At 63.4% G+C, this 18,517-nt stretch carries 19 protein-coding genes and 1 pseudogene; 11 read left to right on the top strand and 9 right to left on the bottom strand.

The annotated features are described in order from the left end of the window. The first annotated feature begins 57 nt into the window (after nucleotides 1-57). On the top strand, nucleotides 58-558 hold the full coding sequence (locus JJE66_RS06620; protein WP_200513277.1) for a hypothetical protein: 501 nt from the start codon (nucleotides 58-60) through the stop codon (nucleotides 556-558). Between the two features lie 134 nt (nucleotides 559-692). Here JJE66_RS06620 and JJE66_RS06615 read toward each other — a convergent pair. Both JJE66_RS06615 and JJE66_RS06610 read right to left on the bottom strand, forming a co-directional pair. Further along, nucleotides 693-1,336, bottom strand: a pseudogene (locus JJE66_RS06615) (IS5 family transposase); the annotation flags it as partial. Between the two features lie 105 nt (nucleotides 1,337-1,441). Then, nucleotides 1,442-1,918: a hypothetical protein gene (locus JJE66_RS06610; RefSeq protein ID WP_246756109.1), complete on the bottom strand. Its 477-nt coding sequence runs from the start codon at nucleotides 1,916-1,918 to the stop codon at nucleotides 1,442-1,444. Between the two features lie 64 nt (nucleotides 1,919-1,982). On the opposite strand from JJE66_RS06610, the gene JJE66_RS06605 reads away from it, so the two are divergent. The 3 genes from JJE66_RS06605 to JJE66_RS06595 all read left to right on the top strand — a co-directional run bounded on the left by JJE66_RS06605 (nucleotide 1,983) and on the right by JJE66_RS06595 (nucleotide 3,832). After that, nucleotides 1,983-2,366 carry a CidA/LrgA family protein gene (locus tag JJE66_RS06605; RefSeq protein ID WP_200513275.1) on the top strand — a complete coding sequence of 128 codons (384 nt, stop codon included), beginning with the start codon at nucleotides 1,983-1,985 and terminating at the stop codon, nucleotides 2,364-2,366. Continuing rightward, complete coding sequence (locus JJE66_RS06600) at nucleotides 2,363-3,085, top strand: LrgB family protein (RefSeq protein WP_200513274.1); 723 nt, start codon at nucleotides 2,363-2,365, stop codon at nucleotides 3,083-3,085. Before JJE66_RS06605 ends, JJE66_RS06600 begins: the two co-directional genes overlap by 4 nt. Nucleotides 3,086-3,172: 87 nt before the next feature. Next, the gene (locus JJE66_RS06595; RefSeq protein ID WP_200513273.1) at nucleotides 3,173-3,832 is read left to right on the top strand and encodes a DsbA family protein; all 660 of its coding nucleotides are present in this window, start codon (nucleotides 3,173-3,175) and stop codon (nucleotides 3,830-3,832) included. Nucleotides 3,833-3,912: 80 nt separating this feature from the next. Here JJE66_RS06595 and JJE66_RS06590 read toward each other — a convergent pair whose 3' ends face one another. The 3 genes from JJE66_RS06590 to JJE66_RS06580 all read right to left on the bottom strand — a co-directional run bounded on the left by JJE66_RS06590 (nucleotide 3,913) and on the right by JJE66_RS06580 (nucleotide 6,283). Next, nucleotides 3,913-4,119, bottom strand: coding sequence for a hypothetical protein (locus JJE66_RS06590; protein ID WP_200513272.1), 207 nt, complete (start codon nucleotides 4,117-4,119; stop codon nucleotides 3,913-3,915). 82 nt (nucleotides 4,120-4,201) lie between these two features. Next, complete coding sequence (locus JJE66_RS06585; RefSeq protein ID WP_200513271.1) at nucleotides 4,202-5,272, bottom strand: phospholipase; 1,071 nt, start codon at nucleotides 5,270-5,272, stop codon at nucleotides 4,202-4,204. A gap of 21 nt (nucleotides 5,273-5,293) precedes the next feature. Beyond that, a complete protein-coding gene (locus JJE66_RS06580) occupies nucleotides 5,294-6,283 on the bottom strand; it encodes a S1C family serine protease (RefSeq protein WP_200513270.1) in 990 nt (329 codons plus the stop codon). A gap of 281 nt (nucleotides 6,284-6,564) precedes the next feature. On the opposite strand from JJE66_RS06580, the gene JJE66_RS06575 reads away from it, so the two are divergent. The 6 genes from JJE66_RS06575 (at nucleotide 6,565) to JJE66_RS06550 (ending at nucleotide 13,869) form a co-directional block, all read left to right on the top strand. After that, a complete protein-coding gene (locus JJE66_RS06575; RefSeq protein ID WP_200513269.1) occupies nucleotides 6,565-7,983 on the top strand; it encodes a M20 family metallopeptidase in 1,419 nt (472 codons plus the stop codon). A gap of 263 nt (nucleotides 7,984-8,246) precedes the next feature. After that, a complete protein-coding gene (locus JJE66_RS06570) occupies nucleotides 8,247-10,037 on the top strand; it encodes a peptide ABC transporter substrate-binding protein (protein ID WP_200513268.1) in 1,791 nt (596 codons plus the stop codon). A 29-nt stretch (nucleotides 10,038-10,066) separates the two neighbouring features. Next, nucleotides 10,067-11,026: an ABC transporter permease gene (locus JJE66_RS06565; protein WP_200513267.1), complete on the top strand. Its 960-nt coding sequence runs from the start codon at nucleotides 10,067-10,069 to the stop codon at nucleotides 11,024-11,026. Further along, a complete protein-coding gene (locus tag JJE66_RS06560) occupies nucleotides 10,992-11,909 on the top strand; it encodes an ABC transporter permease (RefSeq protein ID WP_200513266.1) in 918 nt (305 codons plus the stop codon). Before JJE66_RS06565 ends, JJE66_RS06560 begins: the two co-directional genes overlap by 35 nt. Further along, nucleotides 11,909-12,904 carry an ABC transporter ATP-binding protein gene (locus JJE66_RS06555; RefSeq protein ID WP_200513265.1) on the top strand — a complete coding sequence of 332 codons (996 nt, stop codon included), beginning with the start codon at nucleotides 11,909-11,911 and terminating at the stop codon, nucleotides 12,902-12,904. Before JJE66_RS06560 ends, JJE66_RS06555 begins: the two co-directional genes overlap by 1 nt. Further along, complete coding sequence (locus JJE66_RS06550; RefSeq protein WP_200513264.1) at nucleotides 12,901-13,869, top strand: ABC transporter ATP-binding protein; 969 nt, start codon at nucleotides 12,901-12,903, stop codon at nucleotides 13,867-13,869. Before JJE66_RS06555 ends, JJE66_RS06550 begins: the two co-directional genes overlap by 4 nt. A 21-nt stretch (nucleotides 13,870-13,890) precedes the next feature. Here JJE66_RS06550 and JJE66_RS06545 read toward each other — a convergent pair whose 3' ends face one another. After that, nucleotides 13,891-14,112, bottom strand: a complete 222-nt coding sequence (locus JJE66_RS06545; protein WP_200513263.1) for a dodecin — start codon at nucleotides 14,110-14,112, stop codon at nucleotides 13,891-13,893. A gap of 235 nt (nucleotides 14,113-14,347) precedes the next feature. Between JJE66_RS06545 and JJE66_RS06540 the strand changes: the two genes are divergently transcribed. After that, on the top strand, nucleotides 14,348-14,929 hold the full coding sequence (locus JJE66_RS06540; RefSeq protein ID WP_246756107.1) for a DMT family transporter: 582 nt from the start codon (nucleotides 14,348-14,350) through the stop codon (nucleotides 14,927-14,929). A gap of 51 nt (nucleotides 14,930-14,980) precedes the next feature. Here the strand turns inward: JJE66_RS06540 and JJE66_RS06535 are convergent, their stop codons facing one another. The 3 genes from JJE66_RS06535 to JJE66_RS06525 all read right to left on the bottom strand — a co-directional run bounded on the left by JJE66_RS06535 (nucleotide 14,981) and on the right by JJE66_RS06525 (nucleotide 18,516). Then, on the bottom strand, nucleotides 14,981-15,538 hold the full coding sequence (locus tag JJE66_RS06535; protein ID WP_018316280.1) for an HNH endonuclease: 558 nt from the start codon (nucleotides 15,536-15,538) through the stop codon (nucleotides 14,981-14,983). 213 nt (nucleotides 15,539-15,751) lie between these two features. Further along, nucleotides 15,752-16,729, bottom strand: coding sequence for a peptidyl-alpha-hydroxyglycine alpha-amidating lyase family protein (locus JJE66_RS06530; RefSeq protein WP_200513262.1), 978 nt, complete (start codon nucleotides 16,727-16,729; stop codon nucleotides 15,752-15,754). 17 nt (nucleotides 16,730-16,746) lie between these two features. Then, entirely contained in the window at nucleotides 16,747-18,516 is a 1,770-nt protein-coding gene (locus JJE66_RS06525; protein WP_200513261.1) for an NAD(P)/FAD-dependent oxidoreductase, read from the bottom strand. Nucleotide 18,517 lies beyond the last annotated feature (1 nt).

Genomic DNA, 18,517 nt, shown 5'->3' with positions numbered 1-18,517 from the left:
CGTCCCCGGCACGCTAGGATAGCAGTCCTCGTTTTGCTTCCCTGAGGGAGACCAAGGATGACCATTCAAGCCAAATTGTTGTGTGCAATTGCGGTGTCGGGCGTTGCCGTGCTGGTGGCGAGCGCGCCGGCCCAGGCGCTGACCTCGCAGGAGTGCAGCGCGAAATATCAGGCCGCCAAGAAGGACGGCTCGCTCGGTACCATGAAGTGGAATGACTTCCGCAAGGCCCAGTGCGGCGCCGATGCAACGCCCGCAGCTGCACCGACCGCGGCCGCCCCGGCTGCGCCTCCGCCTGCTGCCGAGCCCAAGACGGCGGCGAAGAAGGAGGCTGCCCCCGCTGCTGCTCCGGGACCGACGATGCCGATGGGCAACGCCGTCTTCCCGAGCGCGGTCGATGCGAAATACGCCAAGGAGAGTGCCGGCAAGGCGCGCCTGCACACCTGTGTCGACCAGTACAATGCCAACAAGACCACCAACGGTAATGGCGGCATGAAGTGGATCGAGAAGGGCGGCGGCTATTACAGCGAATGCAACAAGAAGCTGAAGGGCGCTACCTGAGGCTTCAAGCTGAGGCCGAGGCCGGAGCCAAGCTCCGGCCTCTTGCTTTAAGGGTCTGTTGAGATTCATCTGGAATGGATTACAGCGGTGGCGAGGTAAATCATGGCCTCGAAACTGCTGTCTGTCTTGTCGCAACGCATTGCTATGCGTTTGAATTCCTTGAGCTTGCCGAAGAAATTTTCGATCAAGTGACGCCATTTGTAAATGTCTTTGTCGATGTCGAGAGGCTGAGCGCGCCTTTGATGTTGCGAGATGACGATCTTGGCCTTGCGTTCGTTCAAGTCTTCGATGATCCAGTTGGAATCAAAAGCCTTGTCGGCGATCAAGCCACCGAACTCGATATCCTTGATCAGGGGCACGACGCCGACGGTGTCAAAGCGATGGCCGGGGAGCAGGATGAACCGCACCAGATTCCCGAGCGCGTCAGTCAGCGCGAGGATTTTGGTGGTCCAGCCGCCTTTTGACTTGCCGATGGCCTGATTTTTGGTCCCCCTTTTGCTCCCTGCCCGTGGCGGTGAACCTTGACGATGGTCGCGTCGACCATGGCGAACTCCATGTCCGGATCATCCGATACGGCATCGAAGATCCGCTTGAAAACACCGGCTTTCACCCAGTCGCGATAGCGTTTGAACACGGTATTCCAGTTGCCGAACGTCGGCGGCAGATCCCGCCATGGGCTGCCCGTGCGGGCGATCCACAGTACAGCTTCCAGAAACAGACGGTTATCGCTTCCACTGCGGCCGGGGTCCCTCGGCTTGCCCAAACAAACCGGCTCCATCTTCGCCCATTGAGCATCTGTCAGAACGAATCGGGGCATGCCAAACTCCTCTCGGAGCTTGAATCACGGACATTCCGTTCTGTGAATCCTGAATCTCAACAGACCCTAGTTCAGCAATTTCTCGGCAGGCTTCGCGACGAGCTGCGAGCGCTTGCGCGGGCCGCGCTCGTCGAACAACAGACTCTGGCCGAAGATGAAGCAATAGAACAGGAAAGCTTGAGCCTCAGCTTCTTCGGCGTCGAGGCCCGTTGCGCGATAAAGCTCGGCGACGTGCTTGAGCCGCGCCGCGTCCACGCTCGCGACCGCCGCCGCGGCGGTCCCGTCGGAGCGCGCCCACTGCCGGATCGCGAGCTCGATCGCCATGCCGTCCGGATTGAGTCGCTCCGAATAGAGCTGGATCACCGCCTTCAGCCGCTCGCGGGGTGGCTCGCCGTCGAGGCTGGTCTGCTGCGCAATTGATGCCGAGCGTCCTTCGCCTTCTGCGAGGCCAAAGCTTTTGCCGAGCGCGGGGGCAAGACCACGCTCATCGCCACCATGACCGGAACGCTGATGGCGATGCTGCCCCGCGTTGCGGCTTCGCACGGAGCGCGTGCGTCCAGGGTATAGCGGCAATTGACAAGCCCTGCGGCGCATTCCTTGATGCATCATGCTTGCTAGTCTCGGTCTCATCCTGCTCTGCCAATTGATCGGCGAGGCCGTGGTCCGCGGTCTCGGCCTGCCGCTGCCGGGACCTGTGCTCGGTCTGCTGCTGCTTCTGATCCTCCTGCTCGCCCGCGACCGCTTTGCGCTGCTCGCGCAGGGGCCGTTGCGTAACGACGGCGTGGAGACGGCGAGCAAGGGCCTGCTGGCTCATCTCTCGCTGCTGTTCGTGCCCGCCGGCGTCGGCGTTGTGCAAAAACTCGATCTGCTGGCCTCTCACGGCATCGCCATCGTCCTGGTGCTTGCGCTTTCGGTTGTCGTCACGCTACTCGCAACCGTCCTGACCTTCCGCCTGGTCAGCCGCCTCTTGCGGCAACAGGACGCGCGATGAAGGACAATCCGTTCTCGCTCTGGGTCTATCTCTCGCAATCACCGCTGCTCTGGCTCACCGTGACGCTCTTGGTCTATGCAACCACGGATGCGGTGTCGCTGGCGACACGGCGCCATCCGCTCGCCAATCCCGTGCTGCATGCGATGTGGATCATCGGTGCGTTTCTGCTCGCGACCGGCACGTCCTACACCACCTATTTCGCCGGCGCCCAGTTCGTGCACTTCCTGCTCGGGCCGGCCACCGTCGCGTTGGCCGTGCCGCTCTATGAGAACCGCGACCGCGTGGTGTCGTCCATCGTTCCGATGCTGGTCGCACTGGTCGCAGGTTCAGTTACGGCGGTGGTCTCGGTCGTGCTGCTGGCGGAGCTCGCCGGCTTGCCGCGCGACGTGGTGCTGTCGCTGGCGCCGAAATCGGTCACGGCTGGTGTTGCCATGGGGATCGCCGAATCGCTGCATGCAGATCCTTCGCTGGCGGCGGTGGCGGTCATCCTTACCGGCATCATGGGCGCGATCATCGTCACGCCGCTGATGAACCGCACCGGCGTCACCGATTTCCGGGCCCGCGGCTTTGCCGCAGGTCTTGCCGCCCACGGCATCGGCACGGCCCGCGCCTTCCAGGTCGACGAGATCGCCGGCGTGTTCTCAGGCATCGCCATGAGCCTGAACGCTCTGGTGACCTCGTTCCTGGTGCCCTTGGTGGTCACGTTGCTGGTGCGATGACATCGTCTCCGCGACACTCTATATGAGGCGTAACAATTCCAGGTTCCGAAGCGTACTCGCAGAGATGGGACCGAAACGGGACAAGATATGGCTGGATTCAGGACTAAGGGCCTTGTGCCGACGCGCCGTGCGGCGCTGACGTTGATCGGCGCGGGTGCCTTCGCGGCTGGCGGTATGACTTTGGCCCGCGCGGCCACCGACGATGACGAGGTCCTGACCGAAGCCAAGGTGCTGCGCGATCCCGACGTTCCCGTCGCCGGCAATCCCGACGGCAACATCAGCATCATCGAATGGTCCGATTACAATTGTCCGTATTGCCGCAAGCTCGAACCCGAGTTGCGCCAGGTCATCAAGGATGACGGCAAGGTGCGGCTGGTGCTGAAGGACTGGCCGATCCTCGGTCCGGTGTCGGTTACGGCGGCGCGGATTGCGCTCGCAGCTAAATATCAGGACAAGTACCATCAGGCCCATGACGCCATGATGGGCGTCAGCTCGCGCCTGACCGAGTCGCGGATCAATGAGCTTCTGGCCGCTGCCGGCGTCGACATGGATCGCCTCAAGAGCGATCTTACGGCACACGGCAAGGACATCGACGTCATCCTGAAGCGCAACAACGAGCAGGCCGAAGCCTTCGGCTTCCGAGGCACGCCGTCATTCATCGTCGGCAAGTACCGTGTTCCGGGCGTGCTCAGCATGGCCGAATTCGAGCAGGTCATCGCCGATGCCCGCAAGGCCAAGATGAACTGACGCACGAGCTGCCCTGACCTCAGCCAGCACAAAGGCGCCGCCGCGGATCGCGACGGCGCCTTATTCATTTTCGGCCGAGATTATTTCGACGAAATCCGGACCCAGTCCTTGTGCGCGCGATCCTGCAGCGCGTTCCAGTCGGCCTTCGCGACATCCCAGTTCACGATGGTGCGATTGGTGGTTGCGACCTCGCCATTGGCGACGGACGACGTGTGCATGGAGTCATAAACATACACGCCGCAGCCGAGCAGCAGCGCGCCCAAAATCATCCCGAAAAAAGTCTGCATGGCGAACCTCCGGTGACCGGCGGATAACGTCGGCCCGGAGTGATGGTTCCGCGGCAGTGCGGCGCAGGTAAGGACGGTTCGTTCACCCCCCATTCAGCCATTGCAGCAGCTCCGCATTGATCTCGCGCGGATAGGTATGACTGAGGTCGTCGATCTCGCGATAAATGACGTCGGCGCCCGCGGCCGAAAGTGCAGCCTGCGTCTGTCGCGCGGTCTGCACCGGAAACATCCAGTCAAGCTTGCCGTGGGTGATGAAAATCGGCAGGCCCTGCAGGCGCGTGGCGTCGGCCATCTCCGCCATCAGCGGATGGAACGTCGCCGACACCGGTGCAAGGTGGGTGAAGGGCGAGGCGCCATCGAGGCCGGTGACGTAGCTGAAGGTGCCGCCGTCGCTCATGCCGGTCAGCAGCAGGCGTGAGGCGTCGATGGTCCAGCGGTTGCGCACCGTCTCCAGGATGCGCATGAGGTTGGGCGTGTCGGTGTCGTCGCCCATCAGCGCCCAGGTTTGGCCGGTCGCAGTCGGCGCCACCAGGATCGCGCCAATGCTGCGGGCATCGCGCAGCCAGTTCCACAGAAAGCCGCGTCCGTTGCCGCTGCCACCATGCAGCGCCATCACCAGAGGCATGGCACGATCGTGCCTGTAATATTCGGGCACGTAGACCGAGAAGCCGCCGCGGCTGCCGGGCTCGTTGCGATCATGGAAGATGCCGGTGTGCTCGCTTCCGCCAACTTCCAGCCGCGAGAGCAGGGCGTCATTCTCGCGATTGGCGGCGTTGAGGAAGAAGTTGCTCACGGGCGGAAACTGGGTCGACAGCGGATACAAGGCTTCCTGCGCGCGCGGCAGATGGCGCAGTGCACGGAAGATTGCGATCAGATCGCCCTTGCCGCGCTCGACCTCGCGGATGCCGGCGAAGGCGGCGAGCGTTTCGTTGCAGGCGTGATCGAGCCGCTCGCGCAATCCGGCGAACTGCTCCGGCCACGCGCTGATCGCTGCATGTGCCGACTGTAGCGCATTGTCCGGCGCGCCGATTGTGTTCATCACCGAGGCAAAAGCCGGTGGATGCAGATGCCGGGCGAAGAAGCCGAGCGCCTCCAGCGCGTTGAGCAATGGCGGCAGCACGGCCACGATGTCGTCGACGACGGCCTCCGTCATTGCCGCTTCCTCTGCGTGGACTCAGTGCAGCTTCGGCGCTTTTAACAGCTTGAAGCGATCGGTCGACGTCACCGTGACGTCGAAGGTGACGCCCTCATGATGCGCGGTGCCTTGATGATGCACGGTGAGCGGCACGTCGACGCCGGCGGCGCCGAGCCCCCACATCTTCTTGTAGAATCCCGTCTGGCTCGTGACCTTGTCGCCGTCCACGGCAAGGATCACATCGCCGGTCTTGAGCTCGGCGCGGGCGGCGGGACCATTGGCGGAGATTCCGATCACCACCACGCGGTTGTCGATCTCGGTCGAATAGAGTCCGAGCCACGGCCGCGCCGGCTTGTTGACGCGACCAAACTTGCGGAGATCGTCGAGGATCGGCTTCAACAGGTCGATCGGCACGATCATGTTGACGTGCTCGGCCTTACCGTCGCGTTCGCGCTCGAGCTGGAGCGAACCGATGCCGATCAGTTCACCGCGCGCGTTGATCAGTCCCGTGCCGCCCCAATTTGGATGGGCGGGATAGGTGAACAATGCCTCGTCGAGCAGATACTCCCAGTAGCCGGCGAATTCCTGCTTGGCGACGATCTGGCTCGCGACCGATCGCGTCCGCCCGCCGGCGCCGCCGACCACGACGCGATCGCCGAGCCGGGTCTCGGCCGACGAGCCGAGCGGCAGCGGTTCGATGTCGAGCCGGCCGAGCGCCTGCACCAGGCCGAAGCCGGTGACGGCATCGAAACCGAGCACATGACCCTCCATCACGCGCCCGTCACCGAGATGCAGCCAGACGGATTCCGCCTCGGTGATGAGGTAGCCGATGGTCAGCACCAGCCCGTCGTCGATCACGACGCCGTTGCCTGCGCGCTCGGTACCCAGCGTTTCGGCGCTGAAGGCGTCCGGCGGGATGATCGCGTGCAGGCCGACGACGGAGGCGAGCGCACGGTCGAGGTCAAAGCCGTAATCGCTCGCACGCGGCTGGTTGGCCGGCGGCACTCTCCATTCGGTTAAGGCGGGCATGGAGTTCTCCTGGCTGAGAGCATTGCTCCGCCATTGCTGCGGAACGACGCGCGAAGCACGCATAATTTATGCCGGAGGCAGCCGTCTTGAAAGCCTTGACCCCCAACTATTCCGGATGCCGTCGTATGAAACTGTCAGAAAAGACAGGAACGGCAGGTGAGACCGGCAGCTGCCGCCATCGACTCGGCATCAACCGCATGGCTGATGTCCGGTGAGCCGCTGGTCGTTGCTAGGTGAAGCTGCTAACCATTGCGTTTGACCAAGAGATCACGGGCCGAAGCATGGACAATCGCAGCGACATCTGGCGTGGCATCGACACGATCAAGGGACGTTTCATCGACCTCAGCGACAAGGTCTGGGGCATGCCCGAAGTGTGCTACACCGAGGCTCGGTCCGCGGCGGAGCATCTCACTGAGCTGCGCCACCAGGGTTTCCGCGTCACCGAGAAGGTGGCCGGCATTCCGACCGCTGTGATGGGCGAATGGGGCGAGGGCGGCCCGGTCATCGCCTTCATGGGTGAATATGACGCGCTGCCGGGCCTCAGTCAGGAGGCCGGAATCGCCGAGCACCGTCCGGTCGAGACCGGCGGCCACGGTCATGGCTGCGGTCACAATCTGCTCGGCTCCGCAGCGCTGCTGGCCGCCACGGCTGTCAAGGACTGGCTCGCCGAGAACAAGGTCCCCGGCCGCGTGCGCTATTACGGCTGCCCGGCGGAAGAGGGTGGCGCGGCGAAGGCCTTCATGGTGCGCTCCGGTGCGTTCGAGGATGCCGATATCGCCATCACTTGGCACCCGAGCAGCTTATGGGAAGTGGCGGTGACGCCGTCGCTCGCCAACACCCGCGCCGATTTCATCTTTACTGGCCGCACCTCGCATGCGGCGGCCTCTCCGCATCTCGGCCGCTCCGCGCTCGATGCGGTGGAGCTGATGAATGTCGGCGTGAACTATATGCGCGAGCACATGCCGAGCGACGCGCGTGTGCATTACGCGCTGCTCGATACCGGCGGAATCGCGCCCAACGTGGTGCAAGCGCATGCGCGCGTACGCTACTCGATCCGCGCCCGTGATCTGCCCGGCATGAACGAACTGGTCGGGCGCGTGAACAAGATCGCGCAGGGCGCAGCGCTGATGACCGAGACCAAGATGGAGATGAAGATCATCTCCGCGGTCTCCAACATCCTGCCCAATGCTCCCTTGGAGCAGGCGCTGCACCGGGTCATGGAAGAGCTCGGCCCGCCGCATTTCGACGACGCTGACAAGAGCTTCGCGACCCAGATACGCGCGACGCTGACCGACAAGGATATCGCCGCGGTGTATTATGCGATCGGCATGGAGCCGACCGATCGGCCGCTGGCCGACTTCCTGGTGCCGCTCGATGCCAAGCGTAACCCGCAAGTCGGCTCGACCGACGTGGGCGACGTGAGCTGGGTGGTGCCGACCGTACAGGTTCACTCACCGACGGTTGCAATTGGTACGCCTTTCCACACTTGGCAGGTGGTCGCGCAGGGCAAGAGCCCGCATGCCCACAAGGCCATGGTGCAGGCGGCCAAGGCCATGGCCGGCCTCGGCATCAAGGCGTTGACGGAACCGGAGCTGATCAAGGCCGCGAACGCGGACCTCAAGAAGCGGACGGCGAAGACACCTTACGTCTGCCCACTGCCGGATCACGTCGCGCCGCCGCTGACCATGTCCGTGGTGTAGAAATTCCGTCTCGATACTTCGTCTGATCCGGCGAACAAATTTTCTGCAGTGCAGCGCGATTTCCGGCGTGTTTTGACGCCGGATTGCCGAATGCTTGGGCTAACGGAACGCGTTTTGCCCAACGGACAGCCAACAGACCGTCTGCATACACACGGTCGCAGTTGACGCGCGGCCTATTCAGTGTGCCATCTACCGCCAGCCAAGCTCGGCGGCCGTTTCTCGCGGTCGCCCGCATCCATACGGGAACCAGACGGGGGACAACCATGCTGGACAAAGAACTGCGTTCGATGATCGGTGATGTGAAGGACGGGCGGATGGATCGCCGCGCCTTCATCCAGCGTCTGGCCGCCGTCGGCCTCACCGCTCCCCTGGCGAATCAGATTCTCGCCATCGGCGGCGTCGCCATGGCTCAGAGCCCGTCCCCCTATCCGCCAACCAAGCGCGGCGGCGGCGGCCCGCTCAAGCTGTTGTGGTGGCAAGGGCCGACCCTGCTCAACCCACATTTTGCCACCGGCACCAAGGACCAGGACGGCTCGCGCCTGTTCTACGAGCCGCTTGCAAGCTGGGACGCCAACGGCAATCTCAACCCGATTCTCGCCGCTGAAATTCCGTCGACCGCAAATGGCGGCCTCGCTGCTGACGGCAAGTCGGTCACCTGGAAGATCAAGCCCGGCGTCAAATGGCATGATGGCAAACTCCTGACAGCCGACGATTTCGTGTTCACCTGGGCATATGCCAGCGATCCCGCCACGGCGGCCGTTTCCATCAGCACCTACGCCGACATGACGGTCGAGAAGGTGGACGACCTCACCATCCGCATCCTGTTCAAGAGCCCGACGCCGTTCTGGGCCAATGCGTTCGTCGGCGCCTACGGATGCGTCATCCCGAAACATCTGTTTGCTGACTACAAGGGATCGAAATCCCGAGAGGCGCCGGCCAATCTCGCCCCGGTGGGAACGGGCCCCTACAAATTCGTCGAGTTCAAGCCGGGCGATCTGGTCCGCGGCGCGCTCAATCCCGACTACCACATGCCCAACCGTCCGCATTTCGACACGATCGATATGAAGGGCGGCGGCGATGCCGTCTCTGCCGCACGGGCCGTGATCCAGACCGGCGAGTTCGATTTTGCCTGGAACATGCAGGTCGAAGATGACATCCTGTTGCGTCTGGAGAAGGGCGGCAAGGGCAAGACGGTCTACGCGACCGGCGGCGACATCGAGTTCATCGCGATCAACTTCACCGATCCGAACACCGAGATCGATGGCGAGCGCTCCTCGATGAAGACCAAGCACCCGATCCTCTCGGATCCGAACGTGCGCAAGGCACTCGCCCTGCTCGTCGACCGCGAGTCCGTCAAGAAGGCGATTTACGGTCGCGCCGGCCGCACTACGGCCAACTACCTCAACGGCCCCGAAAAATTCGTTTCGAAGAACACGTCGTGGGAGTTCAACATCGAGAAGGCGTCGAAGATGCTGGACGACGCCGGATGGAAAGTCGGCGCGGACGGCATCCGCGAGAAAGACGGAAAGAAGTTCAAGCTCCTGTACCAGACCTCGACCAACGGTCCGCGCCAGAAGACCCAGGCGATCGTCAAGCAGGCCTGCCAGAAGGCCGGAATCGAGGTGGAGCTGAAGTCAGTGGTCGCCTCTGTGTTCTTCTCGTCGGACGTTGCCAACCCCGACACCTACCCCAAGTTCTATGCCGACATCGAGGAATTCCAGATCCCGATGACGCAGCCGGACCCGGCGCTGCATATGCGCCGCTACATCTCGGCCAATGTGGCCACCAAGGAGAACAAGTGGCAGGGCCCGAACTTCCCGCGCTATGTCAACAAGGACTATGATGCGGCCATTGCCGCGGCCGAGACCGAGACCGATCCCGTCAAACGCGCTACGCTCTACATCAAGTGCAACGACCTCTTATGGCAGGACACCGTGTTCATTCCGGTGATGCACCGACTGAAGGTGGAAGCCGCCGCCAATACGTTGCGTCCGGCGCTCAGCGGCTGGGCGAACGAGACCGATAACATTCAGGATTGGTACCGGGAGGCATGATCGCGCGGGCATAGACGGGATTCTTCCCCATGAGCCAGTATGTCCTGCGTCGCCTCCTGATCGCCATTCCGAGCCTACTCGGCATCTCGGCGGTGCTGTTCTTCGTGCTGGCGCTCGCGCCCGGCGATCCTTTTTCGGATTTGGCGACCAATCCGAACGTTCCACCCGAAGTGCAGGCTGCACTTCGGGCCAAGTTCGGCCTCGATGATCCGATCTATCTTCGTTACCTGCACTGGCTTTCGGCCATGGCGCATGGTGATTGGGGCTTCTCCTTCGTCAGCCGCATGGACGTCGACAAGCTCATCCTCCAGCGCCTGCCGACCACGCTCTACGTGATCGGCTCGGCGCAGATCCTGGCGCTCCTGATCGCGATTCCCGTCGGCGTTTATGCGGCGACGAGGCCCTATTCCCTATTCGACCGAATCGCGAATACGCTCGCCTTCGTCGGCTTCTCGCTGCCGACCTTCTTCACCGGTATCCTGTTCATCCTGATCTTCTCGGTCACGCTGGATTGGCTTCCCTTCGTCTACACCACCGACATCAAAGCCACCGGCATCCACTATGCGCTGGAAATGATCCGGCAGGCGATTATGCCGGTGGCGGTGCTTGGCCTGTTCCAGGCCGCGTCGATGACGCGCTTCGTGCGCTCGGCGATGCTCGACGTGATCCGGCTCGACTATGTGACCACGGCGCGTGCCAAGGGCCTTGGACAGGCCAAGGTCATCGTCAAGCATGTGATGCGCAACGCCATGATCCCGGTCGTCACGCTGATCGCGCTGCAGTTGCCTGCCGTGTTCGGCGGCGCGATCGTCACCGAGCAGATCTTCCGTATTCCCGGCATCGGCTCGCTGCTGATCTCCTCCATCCTTTCCAATGACACCCCGGTCGTGATGGCCGTGACCTTTGTGTTCGCCTGTCTGGTGGTGCTCTTCAATCTCGTCGCGGATGTGCTGTATGGCTGGCTTGACCCTCGCATCTCCCTCCGCTGAGCGGCGCGTCTACTCGCCCTGGCGCGAGACGTGGCGGCGCTTCAGCCGCCACAAGCTTGCCGTGGTCAGTGCATTCCTGCTCCTGATCCTGATTCTGGCGGTGGTGGTCGGTCCCTTCGTCTGGCGGGTCAAGATCGACGACATCGATATCGTGGCCGGTCTCCAGGGGCCGTCGCTCGCCCATCCCTTCGGCACCGACGATCTCGGGCAGGACATCCTCGCCCGTATGATCTATGGTGGCCGCATCTCGCTCGCGGTCGGGCTCGCCGCGATGCTGGTTTCGGTGTTCATAGGCACGCTGATTGGTTCGCTCGCCGGCATGTCGCGCGGTGCGGTCGGGCACGGACTGATGTGGCTCACCGATCTCTTTTTGTCGCTGCCGCAGCTGCCGCTGCTGCTGTTGCTCATCTATCTCTTCCGCGACGGGCTGAAGCAGGTGTTCGGCCCCGAGGGCGGCATCTTCATCCTGATCGTTCTCGTGATCGGCGGCTTGCGCTGGATGCCGGTGGCGCGCCTCGTCCGCGCGCAGTTCCTGTCGATCCGCGAGAAGGAGTTCGTCGAGGCCGCGCGGGCGCTTGGCGCCAGCCCGGTGCGGCAGGTGGTGAAGCATATCCTGCCCAACGCGCTCGGTCCGGTGATCATCGCCGGCACCATCGACGTCGCCGCTGCGATCATCGCGGAATCGACGCTGTCTTTCCTCGGCCTCGGCTTTCCGCCTGATACCCCGACCTGGGGGCGGTTGCTGTATGACGCCAAGGATTTTCTCGACATCGGCCCGCACTGGGCGCTGTTTCCGGGCGGCGCGATCTTCGTCGCGGTGGTCGCCATCAACTTCATCGGCGATGGTCTGCGTGACGCGCTCGATGCGCGACGGGTGATCTGATGGCGCCGCTGCTACAGATCAAGGGACTCAAGACTCACTTCTCCACCGATGACGGCATTCTGCAGGCCGTCGACGGCGTCGACATCACCATCAACAAGGGCGAGACGCTCTGCCTCGTCGGCGAATCCGGCTGCGGCAAGACCGTGACCGCGATGTCGATCCTGAAGCTGATCGCGATGCCACCGGGCCGGATCGCTGCGGGCGAGATCATCTTCGAGGGCCGCGATCTGGTGCCGCTGACCAGCAACCAGCTCGACGAAATCCGGGCCAAGGAGATCGGCTTCATCTTCCAGGAGCCGATGACCTCGCTCAATCCGGTGCTCACGGTCGGCGAGCAGATCGCCGAGAGCCTGCGCCGGCACGAGGCGGTGACCAGGAAGCAGGCGCTCGAACGTACCATCGAGATGCTGAAGCTGGTCCAGATCCCCAATGCCGAGGGACGCGTGCACAATTATCCGCACCAGTTCTCCGGCGGCATGCGCCAGCGCGTGATGATCGCGATGGCGCTCGCCTGCAAGCCCAAGCTGATCATCGCCGACGAGCCGACCACCGCGCTCGACGTCACCATCCAGGCGCAGATCCTCGATCTGTTGCAGGACATGAAGGAACGCTTCGGCATGGCGGTGATGCTGATCACCCATGCCATGGGCGTCGTCGCCGAAACCGCGCAGCGCGTCGTCGTGATGTATGCCGGCAAGGTCGTGGAGGAGGCCGGCGTCGACGATCTCTTCGCCGATCCGGGCCATCCCTACACGCAAGGCCTCATTCGCTCGATCCCGCGCATTGATCTCGATAGTGAGCACAAGACGCGGCTCGAGGCGATTGGCGGCTCGGTGCCGATCCTGATCAATCCGCCAGTCGGTTGCCGCTTCGCGCCGCGCTGCAAGTTCGCCATGAACGTCTGCACCGAGAAGGAGCCGCTGCTGCGCGAGATCGCACCGGGTCACCGCATGGCCTGTCACTTGGGAGATTCGCATCTGGGAGACGCGGCATGAGTGAACCCCTGCTGCGCGTCTCCGGCCTGAAGAAATATTTTCCGGTACTCGGCGGCCTGTTGTCGCGCCAACTCGGCAGTGTCTACGCGGTCGATGGCGTGTCATTCTCGGTCAATCGCGGCGAGACGCTCGGTCTCGTTGGCGAATCGGGTTGCGGCAAGTCGACGACGGGGCGCTGCGTGCTGCGCCTGATCGAGCCGACCGACGGCGAGGTCACCTTCGACGGCCAGGACGTGCGCCAGCTCAGCGGCACCGATCTGCGCGCGATGCGGCGGAACATGCAACTGGTGTTCCAGGATCCGTTCGCCTCGCTCAATCCGCGCATGACGGTCGGCTCCATCCTCGGCGAAGCCCTCATTATTCACAAGCTTGGGTCATCGGCCAAGGAGCGTGAGGATCGCGTCGCAAGCCTGCTCGTGAAGGTCGGCCTCAAGGCCGAGCACATGCGCCGCTACCCGCACGAGTTCTCCGGCGGCCAGCGTCAGCGTATCGTGATCGCGCGCGCGCTCGCGGTCGAGCCGAAGCTGATCGTCTGCGACGAGCCGGTGTCCGCGCTCGACGTCTCGATCCAGGCGCAGGTCATTAATCTGCTGGAAGATCTGCAGGCCGAGCTGAACCTCACCTATCTCTTCGTTGCGCACGACCTCTCGGTGGTCGAGCACATCTCCGACCGTGTCGCGGTGATGTATCTAGGTCGCATCGTCGAGCTTGCGAAGGCAAGCGACCTCTATCGCAATCCGCAGCATCCGTATACCAAGGCGTTGCTCTCCGCCGTGCCGGTGCCGGATCCCAAGCTCAAGCGCAATCGCATCCGCCTCAAGGGCGACGTGCCGAGCCCGATGAAGCCGCCGTCAGGCTGTCACTTCCACACCCGCTGCCCGATCGCCCAGCCGCGCTGCTCGGAGAGCGCGCCGGAGCTGAAGGAAGGCGCGGGCAGCCACTTCGTGGCGTGTCATCTGGCGTGAGGCTGCGGCGAGTGAGCGGGCTCACCCCTCCAGCGTGAACCCGACGCGCAATGTCACCTGGTAGTGCCGCACCGCGTTGCCCTCGATGTGGCCGCGGGTTTGCACCACCTCGAACCATTTCATGTCGCGAACGGTCTTGGCGGCGCGGCTGACCGCGTTCTTGATCGCATCCTCGATCGAGGTCTCGGACGATCCGACCAGTTCCAGGATCTTGTAGACGTGGTCCTTCTCGGCTGTCGGCATGGCGGGCCTCCCTTGCATGTGCCGCGGCACCTGCCGCCGCGTGGACTTCCACTTGAACGGGCGGCCTGCCTATCCGGTTCCGTTGTGCACCATACCCATCATACGTCAGCCGCGGTGGAGCGGACGCCGTCCGCCTGTTAAGCGCTGTCCATGGATTCGGCGCGGCGGCGACAGGACGATCGGCTTTCTCTGTCTTGCTGTGACGGCGGTCGGCTGGGCGCTGAACTGGCCGCTGATGAAGCTGTTGCTCCAGCAATGGCCGCCGCTGTTCGCGCGCGGCCTCGCCGGCATCTGTGCCTTGCTCATCCTCGCCACCCTGGCGCTCGCCCGAAAAGAGCATCTTGCCGTTCCGCGCGAAGCGATCGCGCGGCTGCTGTTTGCAACTCTGACAAACGTGTTTGCCTGGATGGGCCTCGGCACCGTCGCCATGAAATATGTCAGCGTAGGTGAAGGCGCCCTGCTCGCCTACACGATGCCGATCTGGGCCATGCTGTTCGCTTGGCCGGTGCTGCATACGCGCCCGACCGTCCGGGACATTTTTGGACTCGTCCTCGTCCTCGGCGTCGCCGGCGTGGTGCTGCTGCTGAGTGGCAATGGCTTTGCGTTCGGCGCCGACAAGCTGCTCGGCATTGGACTCGCACTGTCCTGCGCCATCCTGTTTGCGCTCGGCAACGTGCTCAACCGCAAGCCGCTGCCGATGCCGCCGCTCGTCGTCGTCGCCTGGCAGGTCGGCCTCGGCTGCGTCGTCATGCTGATCCTCGGCGTTCTCTTCGAACATCCGGATGTCACGGCAATCACCCCGCTGGGGCTCGGCTAGAAAACCGTTCTGACCGCAGCCGATCGTGATCAGCCTCGGGCTTATCAGCCCCTACGGATCCAGCTCGGTATCCCAGTAGAGATAGTCGAGCCAACTGTCGTGCAGATAATTCGGCGGGAACAGGCGGCCGTTGCGATGGAGCTGGTGCACGGTCGGGGCGAAGGCGTGCTGGCGCGGAAACATCTTGGCTTGCACCGGCGTCAAATTGCCCTTGCGCAGATTACAGGGCGAGCACGCCGCGACCACGTTTTCCCAGGTGGTCTGGCCGCCTTTGCTGCGCGGGATGATGTGATCGAAGGTGAGGTCTTCCGGCGAGCCGCAATATTGGCAGGCGAACCGATCGCGCAGGAAGACATTGAATCGGGTGAAGGCGGGATGGGTGGTCGGCTTGACGAAGGATTTGAGCGAGACCACGCTCGGCAGCTGCATTTGCAGCGTGGGGCTGTGAACCGCCTGATCGTAATGCGCGACGATGTTGACGCGGTCGAGAAACACCGCCTTGATCGCGTCCTGCCACGACCACAGAGACAGTGGGTAGTAACTCAGCGGCCGGAAGTCCGCGTTCAGGACCAGCACCGGCCAACTGCCTTGCGAGACATGTGCGTTCAAGTAACGCTCCCGGCCTCCAATATACGCTGCGAAGCAGCATGTATTGACATACTACATGCAGCGTGACGGGATTGTGAAGCCCGTTGAGCGACTTATTCAGGCGCAGGCAATGCGGCGGCCGGGTGGCAAACGCGCAAAAACGCCGCGATTTGGGGGGCGGGGAGCCGGCGCGGAACTACCTTTTGGCTGTGTATGGCGGCTTTGCCGTGACAGCTACTCCCTTACCCGCTCCAGCTTCTGCAAACACCGCGTCGCGCGGACTGCGGCCGGCATCTCCTCGTTCGGGAAGCTGGTCGTCCAATTGGTGACGCCGACTTCGCCGACGTAGATGTCGCCGCGTGAATCCAGCGCGACGCCGTGCGGTGCCAGGAATTTGCCACTCGCAACGCCGGGGCCTGCTTCGCCGCCGAGCCGCGCGATGCGTTTGCCCTGCGCGTCGACGATCGAGAGCCGCGGGCCGAGGTTGGGCACCTTGCGGTTGATGTCGAGGCCGGGGCCGAGTTCGCCGATGACGAAGGTCGGGCTCTTGGCCCCGCCGCAATAGCACAGAGCGCAAGGACGGTGCAGATTGTTCCACTGCGTCTCGTATTTGCCCTCGCCGTTGAACACCTGTACGCGGTGATTCTCGCGGTCGGCGACATAGACCCAGCCGTCGGCATCAGTGGCGATGTTGTGCACGATGTTGAACTGGCCGGGGTCGGTGCCGGGCTCGCCCCAGCTGTTCATCAGCTTGCCGTCGGGCGTGTATTTGTGCACGCGCGCATTGCCATAGCCGTCGGAGACGTAGATCTCGCCCTGCGGCGACAGCGCGGTGTGGGTACAACGATGAAAGGGCTCGCCACTCATGAACGGCGCGGGTTTTGTCGGGATGCCGATCGTCAGCAGCACGTTGCCGTCGGTGGTACATTTGCGCACGGTGTGGTCGCCGTCATCGGTGCAATAGAGATTGTCATCGGCATCGATATGCAGGCCGTGCGCGCGCGAGAACAGGCCCTCGCCGAAACTGCGCAGGAAATTGCCTTCGCGATCGAGCACCACCATCGGATGGACGCCGCGGTTGAAGACGTAGAGGCGGTCCTTGCTGTCGACCGCGACGGAAGCGACGTCGGTGAGCTGCCAGCCATCGGGAAGCTTCGCAAAGTTTTCGATGACGCGGTAGCGGTGCTCGCCGGTGCCGAGAATGGCTGGCATTGGTTCTTCCCCTCTCGTCATTCCGGGGCTCGCTCCAATATCCCTTCCTCGATCGCCTTGATCTGGAGTGCAAGATATTTCGAGTTGATCCGGCACTGCGCCAGGCTGCCGGCGATGAACCACAGGCCGGGCTGCTTGGTGCGGGCATACATGTTGCGCAGCTCGAGCCCGTCGCCAAAGCCCCAGACCGGGCCGACGCGGTCGGCGATGCCGTCGCCGAACAATTTCCGCACCAGATATTCCTGCGGCTTGTAGCCGGTCGACAGCACGATCAGATCGGCAGCGATGGTCGAGCCGTCCGTCATCCGCGCGCCATCGGCCGTGAAGCCTTCGATGTCCTCGAACTGCTTGAGTTTGATGGCGCCCTCGACGATCAGGTTGGAGCAGCCGACGTTGAAATAATAACCGCCGCCACGGGTGAGGTATTTGAACTGCCAGCCGGTGCCGGCCTCGCCGAAGTCGAGCTTGAAGCCGACGCGGCGGAGGCCGTCGAGCAGCTCCTTGTCGAGCTCCTTCGACTGCGCGGTCAGCATCACATGGGTCTTCTTCGCGAGCGGCGTCGGTATCGAGGTCGCGATCAAATCGTTGTCCTCGAGCGTGCCCTCATTGTAGGTCGCGTAAGCCAGCTGTGCCGACGGCTCGATATTGGTGACCAGCGTGGCTGAGCGCTGCACCAGCGTCACCTCGGCGCCGCTCGAATAAAGATCCTGCGCGATGTCGTGGCCGCTGTTGCCGGTGCCGATGACGACGGCGCGCTTGCCCTGCCAGCTTTCGCCGTCCTCGTAGCGGCTGGAATGCAGCAGCGTGCCCTTGAAATTCTCCAGCGTCGCAATATCAGGCATGTTGGCGATGCCGCTGACGCCGGTCGCCATCACCACATGGCGCGGATGCATGGTGCGCTTGCTGCCATCGGCGCGCCGCAGCGTCACGGTCCAGTGGCCCTCGGCCTCGTCATAGGTGCCGCCTTCGAACTCGATGCCGGTCCAGAAATTCAGCTCCATTGCATCGACGTAAGCCTCGAACCAGTTGGCGAGCTTGTCCTTGGGAATATAGGTCGGCCAGCTCGGCGGGAACGGCATGTAGGGCATGTGATTGACCTGCACCTGATTGTGCAGGGTGAGCGCGTGATAGCGCTTGCGCCAGACGTCGCCGACCCGCGTCCCGCGATCGACGATCAGCGTGTCGATCTGCAACTGCTTCAGCCGCGCCGCAATCGCAAGCCCGGCCTGGCCGCCGCCGACCACCAGCACGGTGGGGTCGCGGTCGGAATAGTCGCGCGATGCGTTGCGCAGATCGAGCCAGTTCGGCCCGCGGAAATCGCGCGAGTACGCCTGGCCACGTGGCCGCGATGTGCCGAGCCGTTCCTCAAATCCCTTGAGCTCGTCGAGCGCGGTGAGCAGCGTCCACGCCTTCAGGCAGTCGCGGTCGGCGGCATCGGGCACGAGCCGCACGATGCCGCCGCCGCGGCCGAACGTGGTCTCGAAATCGAAGATCGCCTCAACAGAGTTGGTGCCGGCGCGCATCACCCCGCGCGGCGGGGCGCGGTTCGGCGCGATCCTGAAGCTCGTTGGAGTAGCCTTGGGTGCAAGCGCTGCCAGCGCTTGTACAATGTCGTCGCGACCGGCGACGGTTTGCAGGTTCCAGCTCAGCGCCAGTACGTCGCGCCAGAACCCTTCTGCGACGAACAGGCGGTTGAGCGCGGTTGGCTCGGGCTTACCCAGCGTGCGCTCGAATTCGTCGAGCCACGCCTGCACGGCGACGGAAATATCCTGCGTCTTGTCCAGCATG

Origin of the sequence: Bradyrhizobium diazoefficiens (genome assembly GCF_016612535.1) — a bacterium.
GTDB lineage: Bacteria > Pseudomonadota > Alphaproteobacteria > Rhizobiales > Xanthobacteraceae > Bradyrhizobium > Bradyrhizobium diazoefficiens_C.
The sequence above is the reverse complement of the archived record's forward strand: the minus strand, read 5'-3'. Positions and strand labels throughout refer to the sequence as shown.

Coding starts and splice junctions, on each gene's coding strand:
- JJE66_RS06540 (WP_246756107.1), top strand. CDS start 14,348: ATGAAGCTGTTGCTCCAGCAATGGCCGCCGCTGTTCGCGCGCGGCCTC.
- JJE66_RS06570 (WP_200513268.1), top strand. CDS start 8,247: ATGCTGGACAAAGAACTGCGTTCGATGATCGGTGATGTGAAGGACGGG.
- JJE66_RS06530 (WP_200513262.1), bottom strand. CDS start 16,729: ATGCCAGCCATTCTCGGCACCGGCGAGCACCGCTACCGCGTCATCGAA.
- JJE66_RS06555 (WP_200513265.1), top strand. CDS start 11,909: ATGGCGCCGCTGCTACAGATCAAGGGACTCAAGACTCACTTCTCCACC.
- JJE66_RS06590 (WP_200513272.1), bottom strand. CDS start 4,119: ATGCAGACTTTTTTCGGGATGATTTTGGGCGCGCTGCTGCTCGGCTGC.
- JJE66_RS06585 (WP_200513271.1), bottom strand. CDS start 5,272: ATGACGGAGGCCGTCGTCGACGACATCGTGGCCGTGCTGCCGCCATTG.
- JJE66_RS06600 (WP_200513274.1), top strand. CDS start 2,363: ATGAAGGACAATCCGTTCTCGCTCTGGGTCTATCTCTCGCAATCACCG.
- JJE66_RS06575 (WP_200513269.1), top strand. CDS start 6,565: ATGGACAATCGCAGCGACATCTGGCGTGGCATCGACACGATCAAGGGA.
- JJE66_RS06545 (WP_200513263.1), bottom strand. CDS start 14,112: ATGCCGACAGCCGAGAAGGACCACGTCTACAAGATCCTGGAACTGGTC.
- JJE66_RS06605 (WP_200513275.1), top strand. CDS start 1,983: ATGCTTGCTAGTCTCGGTCTCATCCTGCTCTGCCAATTGATCGGCGAG.
- JJE66_RS06565 (WP_200513267.1), top strand. CDS start 10,067: ATGAGCCAGTATGTCCTGCGTCGCCTCCTGATCGCCATTCCGAGCCTA.
- JJE66_RS06525 (WP_200513261.1), bottom strand. CDS start 18,516: ATGCTGGACAAGACGCAGGATATTTCCGTCGCCGTGCAGGCGTGGCTC.
- JJE66_RS06580 (WP_200513270.1), bottom strand. CDS start 6,283: ATGCCCGCCTTAACCGAATGGAGAGTGCCGCCGGCCAACCAGCCGCGT.
- JJE66_RS06550 (WP_200513264.1), top strand. CDS start 12,901: ATGAGTGAACCCCTGCTGCGCGTCTCCGGCCTGAAGAAATATTTTCCG.
- JJE66_RS06595 (WP_200513273.1), top strand. CDS start 3,173: ATGGCTGGATTCAGGACTAAGGGCCTTGTGCCGACGCGCCGTGCGGCG.
- JJE66_RS06620 (WP_200513277.1), top strand. CDS start 58: ATGACCATTCAAGCCAAATTGTTGTGTGCAATTGCGGTGTCGGGCGTT.
- JJE66_RS06560 (WP_200513266.1), top strand. CDS start 10,992: ATGGCTGGCTTGACCCTCGCATCTCCCTCCGCTGAGCGGCGCGTCTAC.